Below are 22,623 nucleotides of genomic sequence, written 5' to 3'. Positions count from 1 at the left end.
GCCCGGACCGTGCCGCCGGCACCGTGCCCAGTGCGCCGATATCGGACGAGAGGCGAGGTCTGAACCCGCGCACTCGACCGAGACCGGCGCACTCGCGGCGGGACCGTGGGGGAGGCCGGGGACGCCGGGGGCTAGCGTCGGGCGGGTGACGATCTTCGACGAGGTGAGCCTCGAGCAGCTGCGGGCGCGGACCAGCGAGAAGTGGCGCGAGTACCCATCCGACGTGCTGCCGCTGTGGGTGGCCGAGATGGACGTGCCGCAGCTCGACGCGGTGGTCGACGCCGTGACCGCGGCACTGCGCTCGGGGGACACCGGGTACGACACGGCCCACGCCTACGCGCAGGCGTACGCCCCGTTCGCGCGCGAGCGCCTCGGCTGGGAGGTCGACGTCGAACGGTCACGGTCGGTGCCGGACATCATGAACGGCGTCGCGCAGGTGCTTGCGCTCGTGACCGAGCCGGGTGCCGCAGTGGTCATCAACCCGCCCGTGTACCCGCCGTTCCCGCACTTCGTCGGGCTCGTGGGCCGACGAGTCGTCGACGCGCCCCTGGGCGCCGACGGTCGGCTGGACCTCGCGACGATCGAGGAGTCGTTCGCTGCGGCCGGTCCGGGCTCCGGGTACCTGCTGTGCAACCCGCACAACCCGACCGGCGCGGTGCACACGCCCGACGAGCTGCGCGCGGTCGGCGAGCTCGCGCGGCGGCACGGGATCCGGGTGGTGGCCGACGAGGTGCACGCACCGCTCACGCTGCACGGCGCGTTCACGCCCGCCACCACGGTGATACCCGACGCGATCGCGCTGCACTCCGGGTCGAAGGCCTTCAACCTCGCGGCCGTCGCCACGGCGCTGGCCGTCCCGGGTCCGGAGACGAGCCTCGACGACCTGCCGGAGATCGTGTCGCACGGCGTCAGCCACCTCGCGACCATCGCGCACGGCGCCGCGTTCGCCCACGGCGGCGCGTGGCTGGACCGCGTGCTCGACGGCCTGCGCGAGAACCGTGCCCTGCTGGCGGACCTGCTAGCGGAGCACCTGCCCGCGGCGCGCTGGCACCCGTGGGAGGGGACCTACTTCGCGTGGATCGACCTGCGTGGCACGAGCGAGCCGGTGCGGCCGGGCCGCGCGCTCCTCGAGCGGGGGCGGCTCGCGCTGAACGAGGGGGCGTCGTTCGGGGCGGGTGGCGAGGGGTACGTGGGGCTCAACCTCGCGGCGTCGTCGGCGACGATCACGGAGGCGGTGCGGCGGATGGCCGCGGTGCTGGGCTGAGCTGGGCTGAGCGGGACTACGCGCGCGGGACGGTCGCGACGAGGTGCTCGACGATCCGCACGTCGGCGTCGAGCCACGGCACGGTGAGCCAGTCGGCGCGCGCCAGCCACCGCAGCTCGTCGTGCTCGACGAGCGGGGCGGGCTCCCCGCTGCGCAACGTCGCCCACCACAGCCGCATCACGTACCGGTCGGTGAGGCGCCACAGCCCGTCGTCGGGCCCGACGACCTCCGCACCGAGGTCGACCTCGACCCCGAGCTCCTCGACGAGCTCGCGGTGCAGCGCGGTGACGGGATGCTCGTCGGCGCCGACCTTGCCGCCGGGGAACTCCCAGCGCCCCGCGAGCTCCGCGGGGCGCGAGCGCCGTGCAGTGAGCAGACGCGTCGGTGCGTCGACGTCGTCCACCACCGCCGCGGCGACGACCAGCACAGGGCCGGTCGGCTGCAGGTCAGGGGCGTGCGACGACAGGGCGTGTCCTCGGGTGCTCGGCCGGGAGGGTCAGCGGATGCCGTGCGCGACGGCCCAGGCGACGGCCTCGGCCCGCGTGGAGACGCCGATCTTGCGGTAGACGCTGCGGACCTGCGACTTCACCGTGTTGCGGGTGACGAAGAGGCGGGTCGCGATCTCCTCGAGGGTGACGTCCTCGGCGAGCTCGGCGAGGACGACGCGCTCACGACGCGTGAGCGTGGCAGCGCTCTGCGCGCTGGTCTCCAGGATGGTCATGATTCCTCCGGTTCGTGCGTGGCGCCGGCCCCCCGGTCGGCTGCCACGGTGGGCTGAGTACCGGATGAGAGCGAGTCCCCGGCGGCCTATGACGCCACTTCCGCAAACTCGTCTCGTCGTGCCCCGGGCCCCCGCCGTGGCGTCGCTTGCTGACCTCCACAATGAACCGAGATCCACGCCTCTGATACATCGTTCCCCGGCTGCGGCGCCCTTTCACTCGAACGGCTCAACCCAAATCACCCGGGAACGGTACCTGGTACCGCTCCGACGTATCAGCCCGCGGACTGTGCGGCGTACTCGTCGGCCGTGAGGAGCGGGCCCGTCGCCGTGACGTCGACCTTGAGCAGCCACCCGGCTGCGAACGGGTCGGAGTTGACGAGCGACGGGTCGTCGATCGCGGCCTGGTTGACCTCCGCGACCGTGCCGGTCACGGGCGAGAACAGCTCGGACACCGACTTGGTCGACTCGATCTCGCCGATCACCGTGCCGGCGGTCACCTGCTCACCGACGGCCGGCAGCTCGAGGTAGACGATGTCGCCCAGCGCGTCGGCGGCGACGGAGGTGATGCCGACGGTGGAGGGGGACCCGTCCTCGAGCCACTCGTGCTCGACGGTGTAGTGCAGGTTGCTGGGCAGCTCGGCGGCCATGTGCTGGTGCCTCTTTCTCGTTCGGGACAGGTCTACCGGGGACGACGGTAGAAGGGAAGGGGGACGACGCGCACCTGCTCGCCGCGGCCGCGGACGTCGACCAGCAGGTCGGTGCCCTCGTCGGCGTGCGCGAGATCCACGTAAGCCATCGCGACGGGGTGGCCGAGGGTCGGCGACGGGGCGCCGGACGTGACGACGCCGACCTGGTCGCCGTCGGTCGTCGTGACGGGGTAGCCGTGGCGAGCGGCGCGGCGACCGAGGCCCTGGAGGCCGACGAGGCGGCGCGTGGGCTCGGCGTGCTCGAGGGCGTCGCGGCCGACGAAGGGCAGCGGGGCGCCGTCGTCGTCGACCTTGTCGAAGCGCACGACGCGACCGAGGCCCGCGTCCTGCGGCGTGGTCGTGGTGCCGAGCTCGTTGCCGTACAGCGGCATGCCGGCCTCGAGACGCAGGCTGTCGCGCGCCGACAGGCCTGCGGGGACCATGCCGAGCGGGGTCCCGGCCTCGAGCAGCGCTCGCCACAGCTGCGGGGCGTGCTCGGCGGGGACGAACAGCTCGAAGCCGTCCTCGCCCGTGTAGCCGGTTCGCGCCAGGAGCACGTCGAGACCCGCGACGCGTGCGGGCAGGCTCGCGTAGTAGCGCAGGTCGCGAGCGGCCTGCGGGTCGTCTGCCAGGCCGGTGACGACCTGCTCGGCGAGCGGGCCCTGCACGGCGATCAGCGCCGTCGCGAGCGACGCGTCGGCGAGCAGCGCGTCGAAGCCGTGCAGCCGCTCGGTGAGCGCCTCGCGCACCACGGCGACGTTGGAGGCGTTGGCGACGACGAGGAAGTGCTCGGGCTGCAGGCGGTAGACGACCAGGTCGTCGAGCACGCCGCCGTCGGGCGCGCAGATCATCGTGTAGCGCGCGCGGCCCGGCTCGAGGGCGGACAGGTTGCCGACGAGCGCACGGTCGAGCGCCCGCGCCGCGTCGGGGCCGACGACCTCGAGCTCGCCCATGTGCGACAGGTCGAACAGGCCGGCGGCGGTGCGGACCGCCTGGTGCTCGGCGATGTCCGACGAGTAGCGCAGCGGCATCTGCCAGCCGGCGAAGGACGTGAGCGCGGCGCCGAGCGCGACGTGCTCGTCGTGCAGGGGGGAGCGGATGTCGTCGGTCATCGGGGGGCTCCTGTCTGGTGCGTCGGGCTGCTCGTGCTCGTCGTCGTGCTCGCTGCGTTCGTCGTGCTCGCTGCGTTCGTCGTGCTCGCTGCGTTCGTCGTGCTCACCGTGCTCACTCCGCGAACGCCTCGACCGGCGGGCACGAGCAGATGAGGTTGCGGTCGCCGCGGGCTCCGTCGATGCGGCGCACGGGCGGCCAGTACTTGCCCGCGCGCAGCGACGGGAGCGGGAACGCGGCGGTGCTGCGCGGGTAGGCGTGCGCCCACTCGTCGGCCGAGACCGACGCCGCGGTGTGGGGCGCGTTGCGCAGCGGCGAGTCGTCCAGCGGCCAGGTCCCGTCGGCGACCTGGTCGATCTCGCGGCGGATCGCGACCAGCGCGTCGACGAACCGGTCGAGCTCACCGAGGTCCTCCGACTCGGTCGGCTCGACCATGAGCGTGCCGGCGACCGGGAAGCTCAGCGTCGGCGCGTGGAAGCCGTAGTCCATGAGGCGCTTGGCGACGTCCTCCGCGGTGACGCCGGTGTCCTTGGTGATGTCGCGCAGGTCGAGGATGCACTCGTGCGCGACGAGGCCGCCGGGGCCCGTGTAGAGCACGGGGAAGTGCTCGTGGAGGCGGGTGGCCAGGTAGTTCGCAGCGAGCACGGCCGTCTTGGTCGCGTTCGTCAGGCCCTCGGCGCCCATGAGCGCGACGTACGCCCAGCTGATCGGCAGGATGCCCGCGGAGCCGAAGCCCGCCGCGGACACGGGCGGCACCGCGTCGCCTGGCTGCCAGCTGCGCGGGTCGGCCGGCAGGAACGGGACCAGGTGCTCGGCGACAGCGACCGGGCCCACGCCCGGGCCGCCGCCGCCGTGCGGGATGCAGAACGTCTTGTGCAGGTTGAGGTGGCTGACGTCGCCGCCGAACCGGCCCGGACGGGCGAGCCCGACGAGCGCGTTGAGGTTCGCGCCGTCGATGTACACCTGCCCACCGGAATCGTGTACAAGCCCGCACACCTCGCGCACGTGCTCCTCGAACACGCCGTGCGTCGAGGGGTACGTGATCATGATCGCGGCGACGCTCGGGCCGTGCTGGTCCAGCTTGGCGCGCAGGTCGTCGAGCATGATCTCGCCGTCGTCGGCCGTCGCGACGACCACGACGCGCAGGCCGGCGAGCGCCGCCGACGCCGCGTTCGTGCCGTGCGCCGACGCCGGGATCAGCACCACGTCGCGCTGCTGCTCGCCGCGGCTCGCGTGGTACGCCTTGATCGCCAGCAGCCCGGCGAACTCGCCCTGCGAGCCGCCGTTGGGCTGCACGCTGACGGCCGCGTACCCGGTGATCTCGGCGAGCCACTCCTGCAGCTGCGTGACCAGCTCGGCGTAGCCCTGCGTCTGGTCCGCCGGGGCGTAGGGGTGGATGCTCGCGAGCTCGGGCCAGGAGATGGGCTCCATCTCGACCGTGGCGTTGAGCTTCATCGTGCACGAGCCCAGCGGGATCATCGTGCGGTCCAGGGCGAGGTCCTTGTCCGAGAGCTTGCGCAGGTAGCGCAGCATCGCGGTCTCGGAGCGGTGCAGGTGGAACACCGGGTGCGTGAGGTACGCGTCGGTGCGCGCGGCCCACTCGGGCAGGGTCGCCGTCGTCGTCACGGGCGAGTACGCGAACGCGGCGCCCTTGATGCGGAACGTGCCGTCCGTCGACGCGTACTCCGCGGCGTCGTCGCCCACGGGGACGTCGGTCGCGCCCGCCTCGACGAACGCGAGGAACACGTCGAGCACGTGCTCGTCCGTGGTCGTCTCGTCGGAGCTGACCTGGACGTGGTCGCCGTCCGGGGCGAACAGGTTCAGGCCCTTGCGGGCGGCGGCCGCCACGACCTCGTCGGCCCGGCCCGGGACCGACGCGCGGACGGTGTCGAAGACGACGTCGTGGTCGACGTCGACGCCGACGCCACGCAGCCGCACGGCGAGCTCGTCGGCGTGCCGCTTGGTGCGCAGCGCGATCTCCCGCAGGCCGTCCGGGCCGTGGTAGACGGCGTACATCGACGCGACGATCGCGAGCAGCGCCTGCGCGGTGCAGATGTTGCTCGTGGCCTTCTCGCGGCGGATGTGCTGCTCGCGGGTCTGCAGCGCGAGGCGGTAGGCGGGTGCGCCCTCGGCGTCGACGCTCACGCCCACGAGCCGGCCGGGCAGCGAACGCTCGAGCCCGGAGCGGACCGCCATGAACGCCGCGTGCGGGCCGCCGCCGAACAGCGGGACGCCGAAGCGCTGCGCCGAGCCCACGGCCACGTCCGCACCGAGCGTGCCGGGGCTGACGAGCAGCGTGAGGGCGAGCAGGTCGGCCGCGAACGTGACGAGCGCGCCGCGTTCCTTGGCCGCCGCGACGACGCCGTGCAGGTCGCGCACCTCGCCGCTCGAGGCCACCTGCTGCACGACGACGCCGAGCAGGTCGCCCTCGACATCGGGCAGCCCCTGCGACAGGTCCGCGACGACGACGGGCAGCCCGATCGCCTGCGCGCGGCCGAGCGTCACGGCGAGCGACTGGGCGAACAGCTGGTCGTCGAGCACGACCGTGCCCGGCTTGTTGCGCTGTGCGCGCCACATGAGCGCGACCGCCTCGGCGACGGCGGTGGCCTCGTCGAGCAGCGACGCGTTGGCGACGTCGAGGCCGGTGAGGTCGGTGACCATCGTCTGGAAGTTGAGCAGCGCCTCGAGGCGGCCCTGGCTGATCTCCGGCTGGTACGGCGTGTAGGCGGTGTACCAGGCGGGGGACTCGAGCACGTTGCGGCGGATGACCGCGGGCGTGATCGTGTCGGAGTAGCCCTGGCCGATCATCTGCGTCTTGACCTGGTTCTTCGCGGCGATCTCGCGCAGCGCCGCGAGCACCTCGACCTCGGACCGGGCGGCGGGCAGGTCGAGCGCGTCGGCGTCGCGGATGCTGGCCGGTACGGCCGCGTCGACGAGCGCGTCGAGCGACTCGTAGCCGACCGCCGCAAGCATGTGCGCCGTCTCGCCGCCGCGCGGGCCGATGTGCCGGTCCGCGAAGTCGACCGCTGCGGGCGTGTGCTCGACCGCCGTGAGCGCGACCGCGGGGTCGTCGACCTGCACGGGCGGGACAGCGGGCACGGCGGGTGGCTGGAAGGCGTTCACTGCTGCTCCACGGGGTACGCCCGGCGGACCGGGACGGTCGGTTGGCTCCCCGCTCTGTCATCCGCGCGCCCGTGGGCGCGCGACCTGAGAGTTTTGCCGGTCCGCCATGCCGAACCGCTCGTCGCGGTCGGGCTCGGGGCGCGCCGGCTTGCACCGTCGGTGGGCCCGTCGCCGGGCCGCTTTCCAGAGTTGCCTCGCCGCGGCGGTACAGGGGCCTGAGAGTTTCCCGGGGAGGGTTGCTCCTTCGGCGTCCCGATCCGGCCGCGCCCGGACGGGCGCGTCAGGCGGGAGCTCTCCCGCCGCGGTTCGAGCAGCGTGTTCAGTTGTCCGCCGCCAGGGTACCGGGCCATGCGTCGGCGCGGGGCGATGCGTTCGCCGGACACCCGCCGCGCACCGATCGCGAACGAGATCGTGACGAGCCGACGGTCGTGCATGCATCGTGACGCGTCGGCGCGGACGCCTCACGGCGAGCGGCGCGCCGTCAGCCCGGACCGGCCGACCGTCACGCGCGTGGGACCGTCCGCGCCGCGAGCCGGGCGAACCGGTCGGCGAGCGCCTGCGAGCGAGCACGGCGCGCGAACGGCCACGTCCCGGCGGCATCGGATGCCGGCGCGAACGCGTACGTGCACTCGTCGCCCTCGATCACGACCGCGCCCAGCGGCACGCCGTTCCCGAACGACGACTGCCCGACGTGCACGCCGGTGACGCCGTCCCAGGACAGGTGCAGCAGCGCGCGCGGCTCCCGATGGTCCGCCCAGACGTCGACGCCGTCCTCGCCGACCGCGAGGACGACCTGCATCCCGGCACGCGCCCGGTCGGCGCCGTGGCCGCGGACGAGCTCCGCCAGACGGTCGTCGGCCATCGCGGCGACGAGCTCGAGGCCGGGAGACGCTGCGCGCGCGGCACGGGCGATCGCGTGGGACCGGCGGGCCAGGACGCCCAGCGTGATGCCGACTCCGATCGAGGCGAGCACGACGACCCCCACGACGTGGAGCCATCCGTCGTCGGTCCGTGACGCCGTGCGGGCGAGTCGGGCGAGGAGGACGATCCCGGCGGCGCCGAGAACGATGGTGCGGGTGCGAAGCGAGGTCATGGAGAGCTCTCCGTCCGGTCGGTGGGGATGAGGTTCCTCGGGTCGAGGTCTGTGGGGTCGAGGCTTGTGGGGTCGGTGGGCGCTGCGACCGAGTCGACGACGGCGCCGAACAGGTCGAGGAAGAGGTCGGCGGCCGCGACGAGCGGCGTGCTGAAGCAGACGAGCAGGAGGTCGTCGAGACCGGCGACGTCGAGCCAGTAGTCGACGCGGAGCAGATCGACCTCGGGCGACGAGCCGGCGCCGGGTGCGGGCAGCCCGGTCGGGCCCGGGTCCAGGGGTCCGTGGTCGACGCGTGCGTCGGCACCGACGGTCCGGACCCGGCGCAGCGCCGTCCCGTGCGGCGTGGCGACGACGTCGAGGAGGTCGTCGGAGCCCACCCCGTCGGCGAGCACGGCGAGCTCGGCCAGCGGCTCGTCGTGCCCGCGGGGCACGCGGTAGACCGCCAGGGAGCCGGGCAGCGGCACGTCGCGCCACTCCATGAGCGAGAACGCGAGCGCTACGGCTCCGGCACCACGGGCGTCCGCTGCGAGCCGCAGCAGCGACGAACGCAGCTCGGCGCGCAGCGGGGCGTGCCGATCGGCCCGGCCCACCCGACGCTCGACGAGCTCGCGCACGGACCGCGTCGTCGTGGGCGCGGACGTCACGTCCACGAACCACCACGAGTCCGGGAGCAGCATCTGGACGGCCCCGCTCATCGCTCGCCCCGCGTGAGGCGCACGTCGCGCACCGCGGCAGCTGACCCGTGGCCCGTCACGTCACGGACCGCGGCGACGGTCGCCTCGACGGCGTGCCAGCCACCGGGCCGGTAGTCGGCGTCCCCCGCCGCCCAGTCGCGCACGTCCTGACCGCCCGCGAGCGCCTCGGCACCCTGCGCACCAGACGTCGCGTACGACGCCGCACGCCACGCCGCGGCACGTCGGACCGCCGAGGCCGTCGTCGGCGACCTGCGTAGGAGCTCGGGCGACACGTCCTTCAACCGGTCGACGTCCGCGGCAAGGTCGCGATCACCGAGCGTCCGGACGATCCACTTCTTGGCGCCTTCCGGTGACCACCAGTCCTTCGCGCCGGTCGTCGACCGCAGGTCGCGGCCGTTGCGCGCGCCGTGCAGGTCCTTGCGCGGGTCGAGCGCGTCCTTGATCGCCGCGGAGCGGGACACCCGCTGCGCGTCACGCGCCTCGGCGAGCGTCATGGTGCGCGCCCGGGGTCCGACGAGGGACGTGAGCACCTCGTCCCGGCCACGGGCCGACGTGCGCGCGATCCGCGCCGCCTCGATCCTGGCGGTGCCGCGGGCGGCCCTCGTCGTCGCGCGCGCCATCGAACCCACCGACTTGGCCGCTCCGCCGGGGACGAGCCCCGCGACGTCCCATCCCACGTCCCCCCAGCTCACGCGGTCGTCGAGGACCAGCGTGAGGTCGGAGAGCAGCTTGACCGCCGACGCGACGAGCGCGATCAGGCCGAGCACCTCGCCGAGCCCGGGGACCCAGCACAGCAGGAGCGCCGCGATGCCCGCGGCGTTCGCGATGTCGTCGGCCACCGCGGCGACGGCGGCGGCCACCTTGCTGCCCCAGTCCTGCCACCAGCCGTCGTCGAGACCGTCGTGCATCGCGGCTCGGATCGCGCCCGCGGCCGTGAGCGCGGCGGTGTCCCGGGCCCGTGCGGCCGTCTCGAGGTCGCCCAGCGCCGCATCGAGCCGCAGACGCGCGAGGTCGCGCTCGTCCCGCGCGGCATCGAGCTCGGCGGCACCCCGCGCGGCGGCGTCGGGGTGCACGCCGTCGACCATCGCGACCAGCCGGTCGACCCGGGTCTGCGCGTCGGCCAGGTCGTCGGCCGCCAGCGCCTCTCGTCGGCGGGCGTCCTGCGCCGCGACCACGGCCTCCCCGAGTCGCACCGCGTAGACGCCCAGCGCTCGGCCGGCCGCGCGGTAGCGGTGCTCCGCGCGGCCGACCTTCGTCGCCACGTCGTCGGCCCGGTCCGCGACCGCGGCGACCGCGTCGGAGCCCGATGCGTGCAGGGACACGTGCCGCAGCCGCGCCGACGCGAACCGGATCTGCTCGGCCACGAGCTCGTACCGCTGGGCCGCGTCCCGGACCGCTACCGGGTCGCCCGTGACGTCGACGCTCACTCCTCGCCCCGCAGCGCCGCGGCGAGCTGGCCGTCCAGGTCCTCGAACCCGTCTCCGATGCCGGTGCACGCGTCCGCGAGCGCGGCGACGTCCTCGACGATCCGCGCGCGCCTGTCGTCCCAGCCTCGCGAGAAGTCGCGCACCGCGTCCGCGAGCTCCTCGTGCCCGACCTGCTCCGCCAGGGCGTGGGTGCGCGCGTCGGCCTCGACGAACTCCTGGGCGATCGCTCGCAGGTCCGTCCCCGCCGAGCGCAGCACCCCGGGTTCGAGCATCAAGCGGTCCGTCATGGTGCGTGCCCCTCCGGTCCCGAGCCGTCAGCCGCGCAGCGCCGACGCGAGCGCCTGGTCGGTGTCCTCGAGCGCGTCGGCGGCCTTGCGCAGGTAGTCGCCGAGGCTGCTCAGGCCGCCCATGAGCTCGGTCGCCCCGTGCGAGAACTTCCGGTACGACTCGGCGAACGAGACCGACGCCTGGTCGGTGACGAAGCCCGAGGACACGAGGCCCTCGATGAAGCCCTTGAGCTCGCCGAGCTTGGTGGTGATGTCGTCCTGGCCGGTGCTGAGCCGCGTGGCGGCATCGCGCATCTCGCCGTAGGAGACGTTGAGGTTCGACATGTCTGCTCCCTGGGTCCTGGGCGGTCTGGCACCGCCGGGACCTGCACCGTAGGGATTCCGGTGTCCGGTTCGTCAGGGTTTTCCACAGGCATGGTCACGGGCGTGGTCACGGCCCCGTCAAGGGCATGCGACCTGCACGCGGCGCACACGCCCGGCTTCGACCAGCAGCCCCCGGCCGGGCGGCTGCTCACCGCGGGGCGCGCGCAGGAACGGCGTGCGCAGCAGGGCGTCGCCGTCGAGGTGGTCGGGCTGCAGCACGAGCCCTCGTCGTCCTGCACGCACCTCCGCGAACAACGGCCACGACGACGACCACGCGGCCGTCTCGGCCTCCGCGACGACGAGGTGCCCGTGGCGGCGGGCCGCACGCACGGCCGCGGTGACGGGCTGCTCGGCGGCGGTCCCGAGCAGGTCGCCCAGGCTCTCGACGACGAGGGTGACCCGCTGCTCGTCCGACTCGAGCGGCAGCCCGCCGACGAGCGCCGCCGCGTCCGCCGGGTCCGTCGCGACGTCGGACCAGCCACCCAGCGCCAGCAGCGGTGACCGGGGCCGGGCGACCAGGTGGAGCGGCGCCTGCGGGGACCAGCGGCGCACGGCGGTCGCGATCGCCGCGAGCGCCGTGGTTCGCCCGCTCCCGGGTGGTCCGGCGAGCAGGAACGAACCGGTGGGGTCGAAGCCGAGCGGCTCGAGCGTGTCGTCGGCGATGCCGAGGACGGGCTGCCCGGCGGCGTCGCGCGGCAGCGAGGCAGCACGCACGAGCGTGGGGAGCCGGCGCACGGGCGGGGCCGGGGCGACGCCCGCCGCCGTCAGGGAGCACGCCAGGAGCGCGAGCGCCGCGGCCTGCGCGCCCGGGTCGGCGTCGCCGCCGAGCACCGCGACCTGCACCTCGTCGGACTCGCCGCACGGCACAGCGCGCCCGGGTGGCGACGCGGGTCCGAGCACGTCCTTGGGAACGCCCAGCAACCCGTACGCGCTCTCGTCGGCCTGCCGCAGCACCAGCCGCCGGGGGACGCCGGCCGCGAGCGACGTCGGCAGCGCGCCCGGTCGCTCGCACGCCATGACCACATGGATCCCGAGGGGCCGTCCCTCGGCCACGACACGCTGGAACGCAGCCCATGCCCCGGTCCGGCCCACGTCGGCCTCGTGCGCGTCGCGCAGCGCGGCGAGCCCGTCGACGAGCAGCACCACACGCGGCTCGTCGTCCCGGCCCGCGACCTCGCGATAGCGCGTGAGCGAGTCGGCGTGCGCCGCGGCGAACCGGGCCGCGCGCTCGTCGAGCTCGTCGCGCAGCCGGCGCAGCAGGCGCACGGTCCGCTCGGTGTCCGAGCCGTCGATCACGGCGCCCACGTGCGGGAGGACGTCGAGCATCGCGAGCCCACCCGATCCCAGGTCCAGCCCGTAGACGTGCGCGGGGCCGACGAGCGACGCCGCGACGGTCCGCAGCACCGCGGAGCGGCCGGCGCCCGACGTCCCGAACACGGCGAGCGAGCCGTGGTCGTCCGGGCGCCACCGCATCACGGTCTGCTCCTGGTGCGCGGGCCGGTCCGCGAGACCGAGCGTCACCGCGTCGGGCTGCGAGGGCTCGAGCGTGGCGAGGTCGACCACCGCGGGCAGCTCGGGCAGCCACGGCCGACGCGGCACGTGTCGCCCGGCGGCCGCGGCACGGACCGTCGCCACCACGCGCGAGATGTCGGTCGGCCCGTCGTCGTCCGCCATCGGCCCCCGCGGCAGGAGCCACGGCTCGTCGGCACCGAACCCGAGCGTCGCGACGTCCACCGACGGGCGCCCGGGCGTCTCGGGCGACACCCCGCCGGCGTGCGCGGTCTGGAACATCGCGACGCGGCCCGGACCGGTGCGCACCGCCCCGCGACCGGGCAGCGCCGGGTCGATCTGTGCGGCGATCGGCGTGCCGAGCACGTCGGTCGAGTCCGCGTCGTCGGCCATCCGCAGCGCCACGCGCAGGTTGGTGTTGGCGCGCAGGTTGTCCTTGATGACCCCCGCGGGCCGCTGCGTCGCGAGCACGAGGTGCAGGCCGAGCGACCGGCCGCGCTGGGCGACGTCGACCACGCCGTCGACGAACTCCGGGACGTCCGCGACGAGCGCCGCGAACTCGTCGACCACGATGACGAGCGCGGGCGGCGTCTCGGGGTCGCCCGTGCGCTCGAGCTCGAGCAGGTCCTTGACGCCCTTGCGGCGGAACAGGTGCTCGCGGTGTCGCAGCTCGGCCCGCAGCGACGTCAGCGCGCGGCGGACCAGCGGCGGCGACAGGTCGGTCACGAGGCCGACGCAGTGCGGCAGCTCGACGCAGTCGGCGAACGCGGCGCCGCCCTTGTAGTCGACGAGCAGGAACGTCACGCGCTCGGGGCCGTACGCGACCGCGAGGCTCAGCACCCACGTCTGCAGCAGCTCGCTCTTGCCGGAACCCGTCGTCCCGCCGACGAGCGCGTGCGGCCCCTGGGCGCGCAGGTCCAGGACCAGTCGCCCCCCGGACCCGGTCCCGACCACCGCGCGCAGACCTGCATCCGGTCCGCGCCGCCCGGTGCCGGTCTCGCGCCAACGTTCGAGCACCGCCGCGGTGCTCGAGGCGACGTCGCGCCCGGCGAGCTCGAGGAACCCCACCGAGCGCGGCAGCGCGGTCTCGTCGTGCACGACCGCCCCCGCGTCCTCGATGCCCGCGAGCGCCCTGGCGAAGCCGGCGGCGGCCGCGACGTCCAGGCGTTCGGCCCGCACCTCGCGCCGGGTGCCGCCGCTCACGTCGCCGACAGCGGCGGCCGCGTCGGTGACCTCGACGTACGTGCCGAAGGCCGCGGGCAGCCGCCGGACGTCGGGTGCGAGCCACACGAGGTGCACCCCGTGCGCCGGCCCGACCTCGGCGAGGCGGACGAGACGGGCTCGGTCGGCGGGCGCGTCGTCGTGGACCAGCACGACGACGGTCGGCGGCCCGTCGGACGGTCCGCTCCCCGCGACGCGACCGGCCACCAGCTCCTCGAGCCGTGCGACGAGCGCGGCGCCCGCGGCGGGGTCGGCCGCGAGCAGCGACCCCGCGGACGTCTCGGTGTGCGGGACCCAGGCCAGCCACGACCACCCGCCCAGCGCCGCCGCGGGCACGAGCGCACCCACCCCGACCTCGACGGGCGAGTGCAGCCCGACGACCTGCGCCATCACCGCGCGCGCGACGTCGTCCGCCGATGCGCCACCGACGACGCCCAGCAGCCCGAGCGGCGCGAGCAACGGCACCCCGCGCGCCTCCGCATGCCGGGCGACGAGCGCCTCGAGCTCCGTCCACACCTCGTCGAGCGCCCTGCCGCGACCGGGCACGCGGACCGCGACCCGGGACGACGCGTCACCGACCCCGACGCGCACGACGACGCCGTCCGCGGGTCGGCGTGACCACAGCACCGGGTCCCGCGACGACGCCCCGGCGCACACCTCGTCGGTCGACGGCGCCTCCGCGAGCCGCACCGACCGCTCGTCGTCCTGCAGGGCGCCCAGCCGGGCCCCGAGCGCCGCGAGGTCCGCGCGGAACGCCTCGGCCTGCTCACGTGCCCGTCGCCGGTCCGACGCCCGCCTGTCGAACCAGGTCGCGAACGCGACCAGAGGCGACAGCGCCAGCAGCGCGAGCGTGAGCGGGCTGCGCAGGAAGCAGTACATCGCGACGCCCATGACGAGCGGCGCGAGGATCGCGACCCACGGCGGGCGCGACGGCGGCGGCGGGTCCGGCGGCGCGGGCGCCTCGACCTCGCGCTCGTCGAACCGGTCGAGCACGCGCGGCGATCGGTTGAAGCGCACCGCGGCTGCCGGCTCGTCGCTCGCGTCGAGGGCCGAGATCCGCAGCACGCTGTCGCCGAGCAGGACGTAGTCGCCGGCGTCGACGACGGCCCGCTCGACCCGACCGCCCCCGATCACGAGACCGGTCGACGACCCCGCGTCCGCGATCTCGACCTGCGCACCCACCAGGACGCGTGCGTGCGTGCGCGACAGCATCGGGTCACCCAGCCGAACGTCGCAGCGCTCGTCGCGCCCGATCGTCGTCACCCCGCGCGGCAGCCGCACGTCGAGCCCCTGGTCAGGGCCCGTGAGCACCTGGAGCCGCGCCCCCGGCGGCCCGGCGGCGTGCGCCTCGTCGACGAGCGCGACGACCGCCCCTCCACGTACGGCAGCGTCGGACGCGCGCGGGAGGACAGTGGTCCCGTCGCTCGTCGTGACCTCCAGCGCCGACCCGGCCGGGAGCCCGGCGCCGGCCGCGAGCGCGTCCGCGACGTCCCCGACGCTCGCGCCCGCACCCGCGCTCACGACGAGGTCCTCGTCGCCCTCCGGTCGCCGCAGCGTGATCCTCGTCCGCACCCGCCGGACCGTAACGAGCACGCGCGGACCACGTCGGCCGTCATCCACAGGTCTGCGTACCCTGGCAGGGTGCCCCTCGTCCGCGCCGTCGTGCTGGTCGTGTCCGACCGCTGCGCGGCGGGCGTGCGCGAGGACCGCTCAGGCCCGGTGGCCCGCGACGCGCTCACCGCGGCGGGGTACGACGTCGACCTGCAGGTGGTCCCGGACGGGGCCGACCTCGTCGAGGCGGCCGTCCGCGGCGCCCTCGACTCCGGCGCGCGCGTCGTCGTGACCTCCGGCGGCACGGGCATCGGCCCGCGAGACCGCACCCCCGAGGGCACGCGCCCGGTGCTCGACCGATTGCTCCCCGGCATCCCCGAGCTCCTGCGCCGCTCGAGCCCGGTTCCCACCGCCGTCCTCTCGCGCGGCCTCGCAGGCGTCACCGACGGCGGCGCGTTCGTCGTCAACCTCCCCGGCTCGCCCGGCGGTGTGCGCGAGGGGCTCGAGGCCGTCATCCCGCTCCTGCCGCACCTGCTCAACCAGCTGGACGGCGGCGACCACGGATGACCTACGCGAACCTGACCGACCAGCCCCTCGACCTCACGTTTCACGTGGAACACGTGAGCGACCCCAGCGCCGGCGCGGTCGCGACGTTCGTCGGCCTGGTCCGCGACCACGACCCGTCCGTCACGGGCGAGGTGGTCGCGCTCGAGTACAGCGCGCACCCGGACGCGGCCGAGGTCCTGCGGCGCGTCGCCGACGAGGTCGCGCGCCCGACGACGAGGGTCGCCGTGAGCCACCGCACCGGCCGACTCGTCGTCGGCGAGGCCGCGATCGTCGCCGCCGTGGCCGCCGCGCACCGGGCCGAGGCGTTCGACGCGTGCCGCGAGCTCGTCGAGCGCGTCAAGGCCGAGCTGCCGGTGTGGAAGCGCGAGGTGCTCGCGGACGGGTCGCACGTGTGGGTCGGGATGGCATGAGCCTCGTCGACCGGTTCGGACGTGAGCACCGCGACCTGCGGATCTCGCTGACCGACCGCTGCTCGCTGCGCTGCACCTACTGCATGCCCGCGGACGGCGTGCCGTGGCTGCCGCGCGACACCATGCTCAGCACCGACGAGATCGTGCGGATCGCGCGCGTCGGCGTCGAGAACGGCATCACCGAGCTGCGGCTCACGGGCGGCGAGCCGCTGCTGCGGGCCGACGTGGTGGACGTGGTCCGCCGCCTCGTCGCGCTGCCGGGCTCGCCCGAGGTGTCGCTCACGACGAACGCGCTGCGCCTGCCGACGCTGGCCCAGCCGCTGCGCGACGCGGGCCTGACCCGCGTCAACGTCAGCCTCGACACGCTCGACCGCGAGCGCTTCGTCGCCCTCACCCGCCGCGACCGCCTCGACGACACGCTCGCGGGCCTCGCGGCCGCCGACGCCGCGGGTCTGCACCCCGTGAAGGTCAACGCGGTCGCGATGCGCGGCGTGAACGACGACGAGGTCGTCGACCTCACCCGATTCGCCGTCGAGCGCGGCTACCAGATGCGGTTCATCGAGCAGATGCCCCTCGACGGCGGGCACACCTGGGACCGCACCGCGATGGTCACGCAGGCGGAGATCCTCGACCGGCTGTCCGCCGCGTTCACGCTCACCGAGGTCCCCGCGCGCGGGGCCGCACCGGCTGAGCTGTGGCTCGTCGACGGCGGCCCGGCGACCGTGGGCGTCATCGCCTCGGTGTCCGCGCCGTTCTGCGGATCGTGCGACCGGCTGCGGCTCACCGCGGACGGCCAGCTGCGCGCATGCCTGTTCTCGCAGGACGAGGTCGACGCGCGCGGGGTCCTGCGCGGCGGCGGCACGGACGACGACCTCGCCGACGCGTTCCGGCGCTGCCTCGCGGGCAAGCGCGCGGGGCACGACATCGGCGAGCCCGGGTTCCATCAGCCCGCGCGCCCGATGAGCGCGATCGGCGGCTGACCCCGCCGTCCACAGGCCGCGCGCGGCGAAGCACGCGTCCTGCAGCGCGAGGTGATCAAGCGCGGTGCCGGCCCGTGGGCACTCGCCCTGACCGAACGTGGGCTGCGACCGCTCCGCCTCGACGAGGGCTGACCCGCGCGGCCGCCGTGGCACGATCGAACCCGTGACCCGACCTCCCGCCGACGCCGCTGCCCACACCGCCGACCTCGCCGCGTTCGTCACGGCGTCCCCCTCGTCGTTCCACGCCGCGCACGAGATCGCGCGCCGCCTGCAGCAGCACGGGTTCGAGCTGCTCGACGAGACGCAGGCGTGGCCCACGGGTCCCGGCCGCCGGGTCGTGGTGCGCGACGGTGCCGCGATCGCCTGGGTGGTCCCGGACGGCGCGGGGCCGACGACGCCCGTGACGGTGCTCGGCACCCACACCGACTCGCCCGGCTTCAAGCTCAAGCCGCGACCGACGAGCACGCGCGCGGGCTGGCTGCAGGCCGGCGTCGAGGTGTACGGCGGGCCGCTGCTCAACTCGTGGCTGGACCGCGACCTCGCGCTCGCGGGCCGGGTCGTGACCCGCGACGGTGCGCAGCACCTGGTGCGCACCGGGCCGCTGCTGCGCATCCCGCAGCTTGCGATCCACCTGGACCGGCAGGTCAACGACGGGCTCACGCTCGACAAGCAGCGGCACACGCAGCCTGTGTGGGGCCTCGCGGGCGACGGTCACGCCGACGTGCTGGCGGCGGCGGTCGACGGCGTGTGCGAGGCCGACGACGTCGTCGGGTTCGACCTCGTCGTCGCCGACACCCAGGAGCCCCGGGTGCTCGGCGCGGACGACGAGCTGTTCGCGAGCGGGCGGCTCGACAACCTGCTGTCCACGCACGCGGCGCTCGAGGCCCTGCTCGGCTTCGAGGGCGGCGACCGGGTCGCGGTGCTGGCCGCGTTCGACCACGAGGAGGTCGGGTCCGAGTCGCGCTCGGGCGCCGCCGGGCCGTTCCTCGAGGACGTCCTCGCGCGCGTGCGGAGCGGGCTGGGGGCCGACGACGAGCAGTCACGCCGGGCGCTCGCTGCGTCGTGGTGCGTGTCGTCGGACGTGGGCCACTCCGTGCACCCCAACTACGTCGAGCGGCACGACCCGGCCAACCTGCCGGTCGCGGGCGGCGGGCCGATCCTCAAGATCAACGCGAACCAGCGCTACACCACCGACGCCCCGGGCGCGGCGCTGTGGCGGGGTGCGTGCGAGCGGGTCGGGGTGCCGAGCCAGGACTTCGTCTCCAACAACGCGGTGCCGTGCGGGTCGACGATCGGGCCGATCACCGCGACCCGGCTCGGCATCCGCACGGTCGACGTGGGCGCGCCGATCCTGTCGATGCACTCGGCGCGTGAGCTGTGCGCGGTGGTGGACCCGTGGTTCCTGGCGCGCGCGATGGGGTCGGTGCTGGCCGGCTGAACCGGGCTGAGCGAGCCGAGCGCGGTCAGCCGCCCGCGAACGGCGGCAGCACGTCGAGCACGGCGCCGGCGCGCACGTCGTCGTCGTCCGCGTCGAGCCGCACACCGTCCGCGAGCACCGCGCACCGCGGCAGCACGGCCGCGAGCGCGGGGTGCGAGACCAGCAACGCGGACCGCACGTCGGCCCAGGTCCCGGGCGTCACCGGTTCCGAGTCGACACCCGCCGCCTCGGCCGCGGCCGCGAAGTACCGGACGGTCGTCACGCGTCCTCCCGTTGCCACGAGCCCGACTTCCCGCCGGTCTTCGCCTCGAGCCGCACGTCCGCGATGCGCACCGACTTGTCGAGCCCCTTGACCATGTCAACCACGGCGAGCGCCGCGACGGACACCGCGGTGAGCGCCTCCATCTCGACCCCCGTGCGGTCGGCCGTGCGCACCGTCGCGACGATGCGCACCCCCTCGTCGACCACGTCGAGGTCGACCACGGCCCCGTGCACCCCGATGACGTGCGCGAGCGGCAGCAGCTCCGCGGTCCGCTTCGCCCCGGCGATCCCGGCGATGCGCGCGACGGCGAGCACGTCGCCCTTCGGCACGTCACCGGAACGCAGCGCCGCGACGACGGCGGGCGGGCACGCGACCAGCCCGGACGCGGTCGCCGAGCGGACGGTGGGCTGCTTCTCGGTGACGTCCACCATGCGCGCGTGGCCGGCCTCGTCGAGATGCGTGAACTGGGTCATGGGACCACCTTCATGACGGGGAGCAGGTCGCCGACGACGACCTCGTCGACCTCGGCGGGGACGACGGCGAGACCCTCGACGAGCGCGAGGCGCACCGCGAGGTGCGAGCCGGAGCCACGGTCGGTCGCCGGCACGACGGCGTCGCCGACGAAGCGCACGGGCATGAGCTGCGCGCGACCGGGCGGCGTCCGCCACCCGACCTCCACGCGGCGCACCGCGGTGGGTCGCTCGAGGTCCGCGAGCCCCCGCATGCGCTGGATCGCGGGCCGCACGAACACCTCGAACGACGCGAACGTGCTCACGGGGTTGCCGGGCAGAGCCCACAGAGGGGTCCCGTCGAGCCGCCCGAGTCCCTGCGGCTTGCCGGGCTGGACCGCCACGGCGAGGAAGTCGACGCCGTGGCCGGTCAGCGCTGCCTTCACGACGTCGTAGGCGCCCATGCTCACCCCGCCCGAGGTGACGATCCCGTCGACCCGGGGCGCGAGGTCGCGCAGCGCGCGCAGGAGCCCGACCGGGTCGTCGGGCAGCGGGCCGACGCGCACGGCGTCGCCACCCGCCTCGGCGACGGCCGCCGCGAGGAGCCACGAGTTCGAGTCGGGAAGCTGGCCGTGTCGCAACGGCGACCCCGGCTCGACCAGCTCGTCGCCGGTCGACACCACCGCGATCCGCGGTCGCCGGTGCACGAGCACGCGCGCGCACCCGACGGACGCGAGCGCCCCGACGTGTGCGACGCCCAGCAGCGAGCCACGCGCGACCACGAGGTCGCCGGGCGCAGCGTCTTCTCCTGCGCGGCGCACGTGCGCACCCGCGACGGGCGCGACGCGGATCTCGACGACGTCCGTCGCGCCGTCGGTGTGCTCGATCGGCACCACCGCGTCGGCACCCGGCGGCAACGGGGCGCCGGTCATGATGCGCGCCGCCGCACCGGGTTCCAGCGCGCGCTCGTCGGCCGTGCCCGCCGCGAGCTCCACCGCGACCGGCAGCCGGACGGGGACGTGCGTGACGTCGGCGCGGCGCACCGCGTACCCGTCCATCGAGGAGTTGTCCCAGCGGGGCAGCGGCTCGCTCGCGCGGACGTCCCGCGCCAGCACGTGACCCGGCGCGTCGGTGAGCGACACCTCGTGCGCGGGCAGCGGCTCCGCGAGGGCGGCGGTCGCGGCCCGGTGCTCGTCGAGCGTGCGCATCACGTCGTCGCCAGCCAGGCGCGCAGGCCGCCCTCGAGGTTGGTCGCCTGCCGGCCGCGCTCGCGCAGCGCCCTCGTCGCGACCAGCGACCGGCCGCCGACGGCGCACAGCACGACGAGCTCGCCGTCGGGGATCGGTGCCGTCCCGTCGAGCACCGTCGCGAGCGGCGCGTGCACTGCGCCGGGGAACGCGGCGACGGCGACCTCGGCCGGTTCGCGGACGTCGAGGACGACGAGCGGGTCGAACGGGTCGGCAAGGCGGGCCGCGAGATCGCGCGCGGTGATCGTCGGGACAGTCGTCGGGACCCTCGTCGCCGCCTCCGGAGCGTCCTCGCGAGCGCGCACCCGGCCGCGCCCGACCAGCGGGACCGTCTCCCACCGACCCCGCAGCGCGTCCACCACCAGCACCCGCCCGAGCAGCGGATCCCCGGCGCCGGTCAGGAGCTTGACCACCTCGGTCGCCATCACGGACCCGACCTGCCCGCACAGGGCACCGAGCACGCCGGCCTCCGCACAGCTCGGCACCTCGTCGGGCGCGGGCGGCTCCGGGAAGAGGTCCCGCAGCGTCACACCCGCGTGCCGCCAGAACACCGACACCTGCGCGTCGAACCGCAGCACCGACCCCCACACCACGGGCGCGGTGCTCTCGTCGGCCACCAGGTAGCGCGTCGGGAAGTTGTCCGTGCCGTCGACGACGACGTCCCAGCCGTCCAACAGGGAGACGTTCTCGCTGGTCAGGCGCGTGCGGAACGTCTCGACGACGATCGTCGGGTCGAGCGCCAGGACGGCGGCGCGCGCGCTGTCCACCTTGGGCCGACCCACGTCCGCGGTCCCGTGCACCACCTGCCGCTGGAGGTTGGAGGCGTCCACCACGTCGTCGTCGACGATCCCCAGCGTCCCGACGCCCGCCGCCGCGAGGTACTGCAGCACGGGCGCACCGAGGCCGCCGGCGCCGAGCACCAGCACGCGCGCCGCCCGCAGCCGACGCTGCCCGACCTCGCCGACCCCCGGCAGCAGCAGGTGCCGCGCCGCGCGCTCCACCTGCTCCGCGGTCAGCGGCGGCCCGGGCTCGACGAGCGGGATCACGCGAGCGTCCGCTGCCACGCGACGATGCGGTCCACGGCCTCGCGCACCACGTCGACCGACGACGCGAACGACAGCCGCACCCATCGGTGCCCGTCCACGGGGTCGAAGTCGGTGCCGGGCGTCAGGGCGACCCCGGCCTCGTCGAGCAGCCGAGCGCACCAGGTCACGGAGTCGAGGCCGGTCGACGACACGTCCGCGTACACGTAGAACGCGCCGTCGGCGGGTGCGACGCGGGTCCAGCCGAGGTCGCCGAGCCGGTCGAGCACCAGCGCGCGCGACGCCGCGTACTGCTCGACGTTCGCCCGGGCGGCCGCGAGCCCCTCGGGGCTGAACGCGGCGACGCCGGCGTGCTGCGCGAGCGCCGGCGGGCACAGCGCGACGTTCCCCGCGAGCGCGTCGACCGGCGTGACGAGGTCGTCGGGCAGCACGAGCCAGCCCAGCCGCCAGCCGGTCATCGCCCAGTACTTGGAGAAGGAGTTGACGACGACGGCGCCGTCGGGCAGGTAGCGCGCGGCGGTCGGCGGCTGCGCGTCGCCGTATGTGATGCCGTGGTAGATCTCGTCGCTGACCAGGCGCACGCCGTGCTCGCCGCACCAGCGCGCGAGGGCGTCGAGCTCGTCGGCGTCGATCATCGTTCCGGTCGGGTTGGCGGGGCTCGCGACGACGAGGCCCTCGACCGGCTCGTCGAGCGCCTCGAGCTGCGCGACGGTCGGCTGGTAGCGGGTCTCGGGACCGCACGCGAGCTCCACGACCTCGCACCCGAGCGCCGCGAGGATGTTGGTGTACGCCGGGTACCCGGGCCTGGCGAGGGCGACCCGGTCGCCGACGTCGAACGCCGCGAGGAACGCGAGCATGAACCCGCCCGACGAACCCGTGGTGACCGCGACCCGCGAGGGGTCGACGTCGAGGCCGTACCAGTCGCCGTAGTGGCGGGCGATCGCGGCCCGCAGCCCGGGCGCGCCGAGCGACTCGGTGTACCCGAGGTCGCCCGCGGTCAGCAGCTCGATCGCGCGCTGCCGCACGACGTCGGACGCACCGGTCGACGGCTCGCCCGCGCACAGGTTGAGCACGTGCTCACCGGCAGCCCGCCGCCGGTTCGCGGCAGCGAGGATCTCCATCACGGCGAACGGCGGCACGTGCGCCCGCGCGGCAACCTTCATGCCCCCATCCTGCC

At 75.1% G+C, this 22,623-nt stretch carries 21 protein-coding genes and 1 riboswitch; of the genes, 5 read left to right on the top strand and 16 right to left on the bottom strand.

Annotated features, from left to right (window positions below):
• The first annotated feature begins 145 nt into the window (after positions 1-145).
• Positions 146-1,264, top strand: coding sequence for a MalY/PatB family protein (locus AW16_RS0113440; protein ID WP_029291199.1), 1,119 nt, complete (start codon positions 146-148; stop codon positions 1,262-1,264).
• 16 nt (positions 1,265-1,280) lie between these two features.
• Here the strand turns inward: AW16_RS0113440 and AW16_RS0113435 are convergent, their stop codons facing one another.
• From AW16_RS0113435 to AW16_RS0113380, 11 genes are all read right to left on the bottom strand, one after another.
• Positions 1,281-1,691: an NUDIX domain-containing protein gene (locus AW16_RS0113435; RefSeq protein ID WP_051681944.1), complete on the bottom strand. Its 411-nt coding sequence runs from the start codon at positions 1,689-1,691 to the stop codon at positions 1,281-1,283.
• 69 nt (positions 1,692-1,760) lie between these two features.
• A complete protein-coding gene (locus tag AW16_RS0113430; RefSeq protein WP_029291195.1) occupies positions 1,761-1,985 on the bottom strand; it encodes a helix-turn-helix transcriptional regulator in 225 nt (74 codons plus the stop codon).
• Between the two features lie 272 nt (positions 1,986-2,257).
• A complete protein-coding gene (gene gcvH, locus AW16_RS0113425) occupies positions 2,258-2,632 on the bottom strand; it encodes a glycine cleavage system protein GcvH (protein ID WP_029291193.1) in 375 nt (124 codons plus the stop codon).
• A gap of 32 nt (positions 2,633-2,664) precedes the next feature.
• On the bottom strand, positions 2,665-3,783 hold the full coding sequence (gene gcvT, locus AW16_RS0113420) for a glycine cleavage system aminomethyltransferase GcvT (RefSeq protein WP_029291191.1): 1,119 nt from the start codon (positions 3,781-3,783) through the stop codon (positions 2,665-2,667).
• A 112-nt stretch (positions 3,784-3,895) separates the two neighbouring features.
• Positions 3,896-6,880, bottom strand: coding sequence for an aminomethyl-transferring glycine dehydrogenase (gene gcvP / locus AW16_RS0113410; protein ID WP_081861680.1), 2,985 nt, complete (start codon positions 6,878-6,880; stop codon positions 3,896-3,898).
• 217 nt (positions 6,881-7,097) lie between these two features.
• A riboswitch (glycine riboswitch) is annotated at positions 7,098-7,213 on the bottom strand.
• Between the two features lie 193 nt (positions 7,214-7,406).
• Complete coding sequence (locus AW16_RS18490; protein ID WP_029291188.1) at positions 7,407-7,997, bottom strand: hypothetical protein; 591 nt, start codon at positions 7,995-7,997, stop codon at positions 7,407-7,409.
• Positions 7,994-8,692: a hypothetical protein gene (locus AW16_RS0113400; protein ID WP_029291186.1), complete on the bottom strand. Its 699-nt coding sequence runs from the start codon at positions 8,690-8,692 to the stop codon at positions 7,994-7,996. The genes AW16_RS18490 and AW16_RS0113400 overlap by 4 nt, the downstream gene beginning before the upstream one ends.
• The gene (locus AW16_RS0113395; protein WP_029291184.1) at positions 8,689-10,119 is read right to left on the bottom strand and encodes a hypothetical protein; all 1,431 of its coding nucleotides are present in this window, start codon (positions 10,117-10,119) and stop codon (positions 8,689-8,691) included. The genes AW16_RS0113400 and AW16_RS0113395 overlap by 4 nt, the downstream gene beginning before the upstream one ends.
• Positions 10,116-10,406: a hypothetical protein gene (locus tag AW16_RS0113390; RefSeq protein ID WP_156044183.1), complete on the bottom strand. Its 291-nt coding sequence runs from the start codon at positions 10,404-10,406 to the stop codon at positions 10,116-10,118. Before AW16_RS0113390 ends, AW16_RS0113395 begins: the two co-directional genes overlap by 4 nt.
• Positions 10,407-10,433: 27 nt before the next feature.
• Positions 10,434-10,730, bottom strand: a complete 297-nt coding sequence (locus AW16_RS0113385; protein WP_029291181.1) for a WXG100 family type VII secretion target — start codon at positions 10,728-10,730, stop codon at positions 10,434-10,436.
• Positions 10,731-10,847: 117 nt separating this feature from the next.
• Positions 10,848-15,071 carry an FtsK/SpoIIIE domain-containing protein gene (locus AW16_RS0113380; protein ID WP_029291179.1) on the bottom strand — a complete coding sequence of 1,408 codons (4,224 nt, stop codon included), beginning with the start codon at positions 15,069-15,071 and terminating at the stop codon, positions 10,848-10,850.
• Between the two features lie 69 nt (positions 15,072-15,140).
• Here AW16_RS0113380 and AW16_RS0113375 point away from each other — a divergent pair, with 69 nt between their 5' ends.
• The 4 genes from AW16_RS0113375 to AW16_RS0113360 all read left to right on the top strand — a co-directional run bounded on the left by AW16_RS0113375 (position 15,141) and on the right by AW16_RS0113360 (position 18,445).
• A complete protein-coding gene (locus AW16_RS0113375; RefSeq protein ID WP_029291178.1) occupies positions 15,141-15,617 on the top strand; it encodes a molybdenum cofactor biosynthesis protein B in 477 nt (158 codons plus the stop codon).
• Positions 15,614-16,027 (top strand): molybdenum cofactor biosynthesis protein MoaE, encoded by a 414-nt coding sequence (locus AW16_RS0113370; RefSeq protein WP_029291176.1) that lies wholly within the window; start codon positions 15,614-15,616, stop codon positions 16,025-16,027. The genes AW16_RS0113375 and AW16_RS0113370 overlap by 4 nt, the downstream gene beginning before the upstream one ends.
• Positions 16,024-17,007 (top strand): GTP 3',8-cyclase MoaA, encoded by a 984-nt coding sequence (moaA, locus tag AW16_RS0113365; RefSeq protein WP_029291175.1) that lies wholly within the window; start codon positions 16,024-16,026, stop codon positions 17,005-17,007. The genes AW16_RS0113370 and moaA overlap by 4 nt, the downstream gene beginning before the upstream one ends.
• Positions 17,008-17,170: 163 nt before the next feature.
• Positions 17,171-18,445 (top strand): M18 family aminopeptidase, encoded by a 1,275-nt coding sequence (locus tag AW16_RS0113360; protein ID WP_029291173.1) that lies wholly within the window; start codon positions 17,171-17,173, stop codon positions 18,443-18,445.
• Between the two features lie 25 nt (positions 18,446-18,470).
• On the opposite strand, the gene AW16_RS0113355 is transcribed toward AW16_RS0113360, so the two are convergent.
• Genes AW16_RS0113355 through AW16_RS0113335 form a run of 5 tightly spaced genes read right to left on the bottom strand, consistent with a single transcriptional unit; the run spans position 18,471 to position 22,609 of the window.
• Positions 18,471-18,707 (bottom strand): MoaD/ThiS family protein, encoded by a 237-nt coding sequence (locus AW16_RS0113355; RefSeq protein ID WP_029291172.1) that lies wholly within the window; start codon positions 18,705-18,707, stop codon positions 18,471-18,473.
• Positions 18,704-19,180: a cyclic pyranopterin monophosphate synthase MoaC gene (gene moaC, locus AW16_RS0113350; protein ID WP_029291170.1), complete on the bottom strand. Its 477-nt coding sequence runs from the start codon at positions 19,178-19,180 to the stop codon at positions 18,704-18,706. Before moaC ends, AW16_RS0113355 begins: the two co-directional genes overlap by 4 nt.
• On the bottom strand, positions 19,177-20,364 hold the full coding sequence (glp, locus tag AW16_RS0113345) for a gephyrin-like molybdotransferase Glp (RefSeq protein ID WP_029291168.1): 1,188 nt from the start codon (positions 20,362-20,364) through the stop codon (positions 19,177-19,179). The genes moaC and glp overlap by 4 nt, the downstream gene beginning before the upstream one ends.
• The gene (locus AW16_RS0113340; RefSeq protein WP_029291167.1) at positions 20,364-21,467 is read right to left on the bottom strand and encodes a ThiF family adenylyltransferase; all 1,104 of its coding nucleotides are present in this window, start codon (positions 21,465-21,467) and stop codon (positions 20,364-20,366) included. The genes glp and AW16_RS0113340 overlap by 1 nt, the downstream gene beginning before the upstream one ends.
• On the bottom strand, positions 21,446-22,609 hold the full coding sequence (locus tag AW16_RS0113335) for a pyridoxal phosphate-dependent aminotransferase (RefSeq protein WP_029291165.1): 1,164 nt from the start codon (positions 22,607-22,609) through the stop codon (positions 21,446-21,448). Before AW16_RS0113335 ends, AW16_RS0113340 begins: the two co-directional genes overlap by 22 nt.
• Positions 22,610-22,623 lie beyond the last annotated feature (14 nt).

The organism is Cellulomonas sp. HZM, assembly GCF_000708885.1.
GTDB lineage: Bacteria > Actinomycetota > Actinomycetes > Actinomycetales > Cellulomonadaceae > Cellulomonas.
This window is presented reverse-complemented; position numbering and strand designations above follow the sequence as displayed.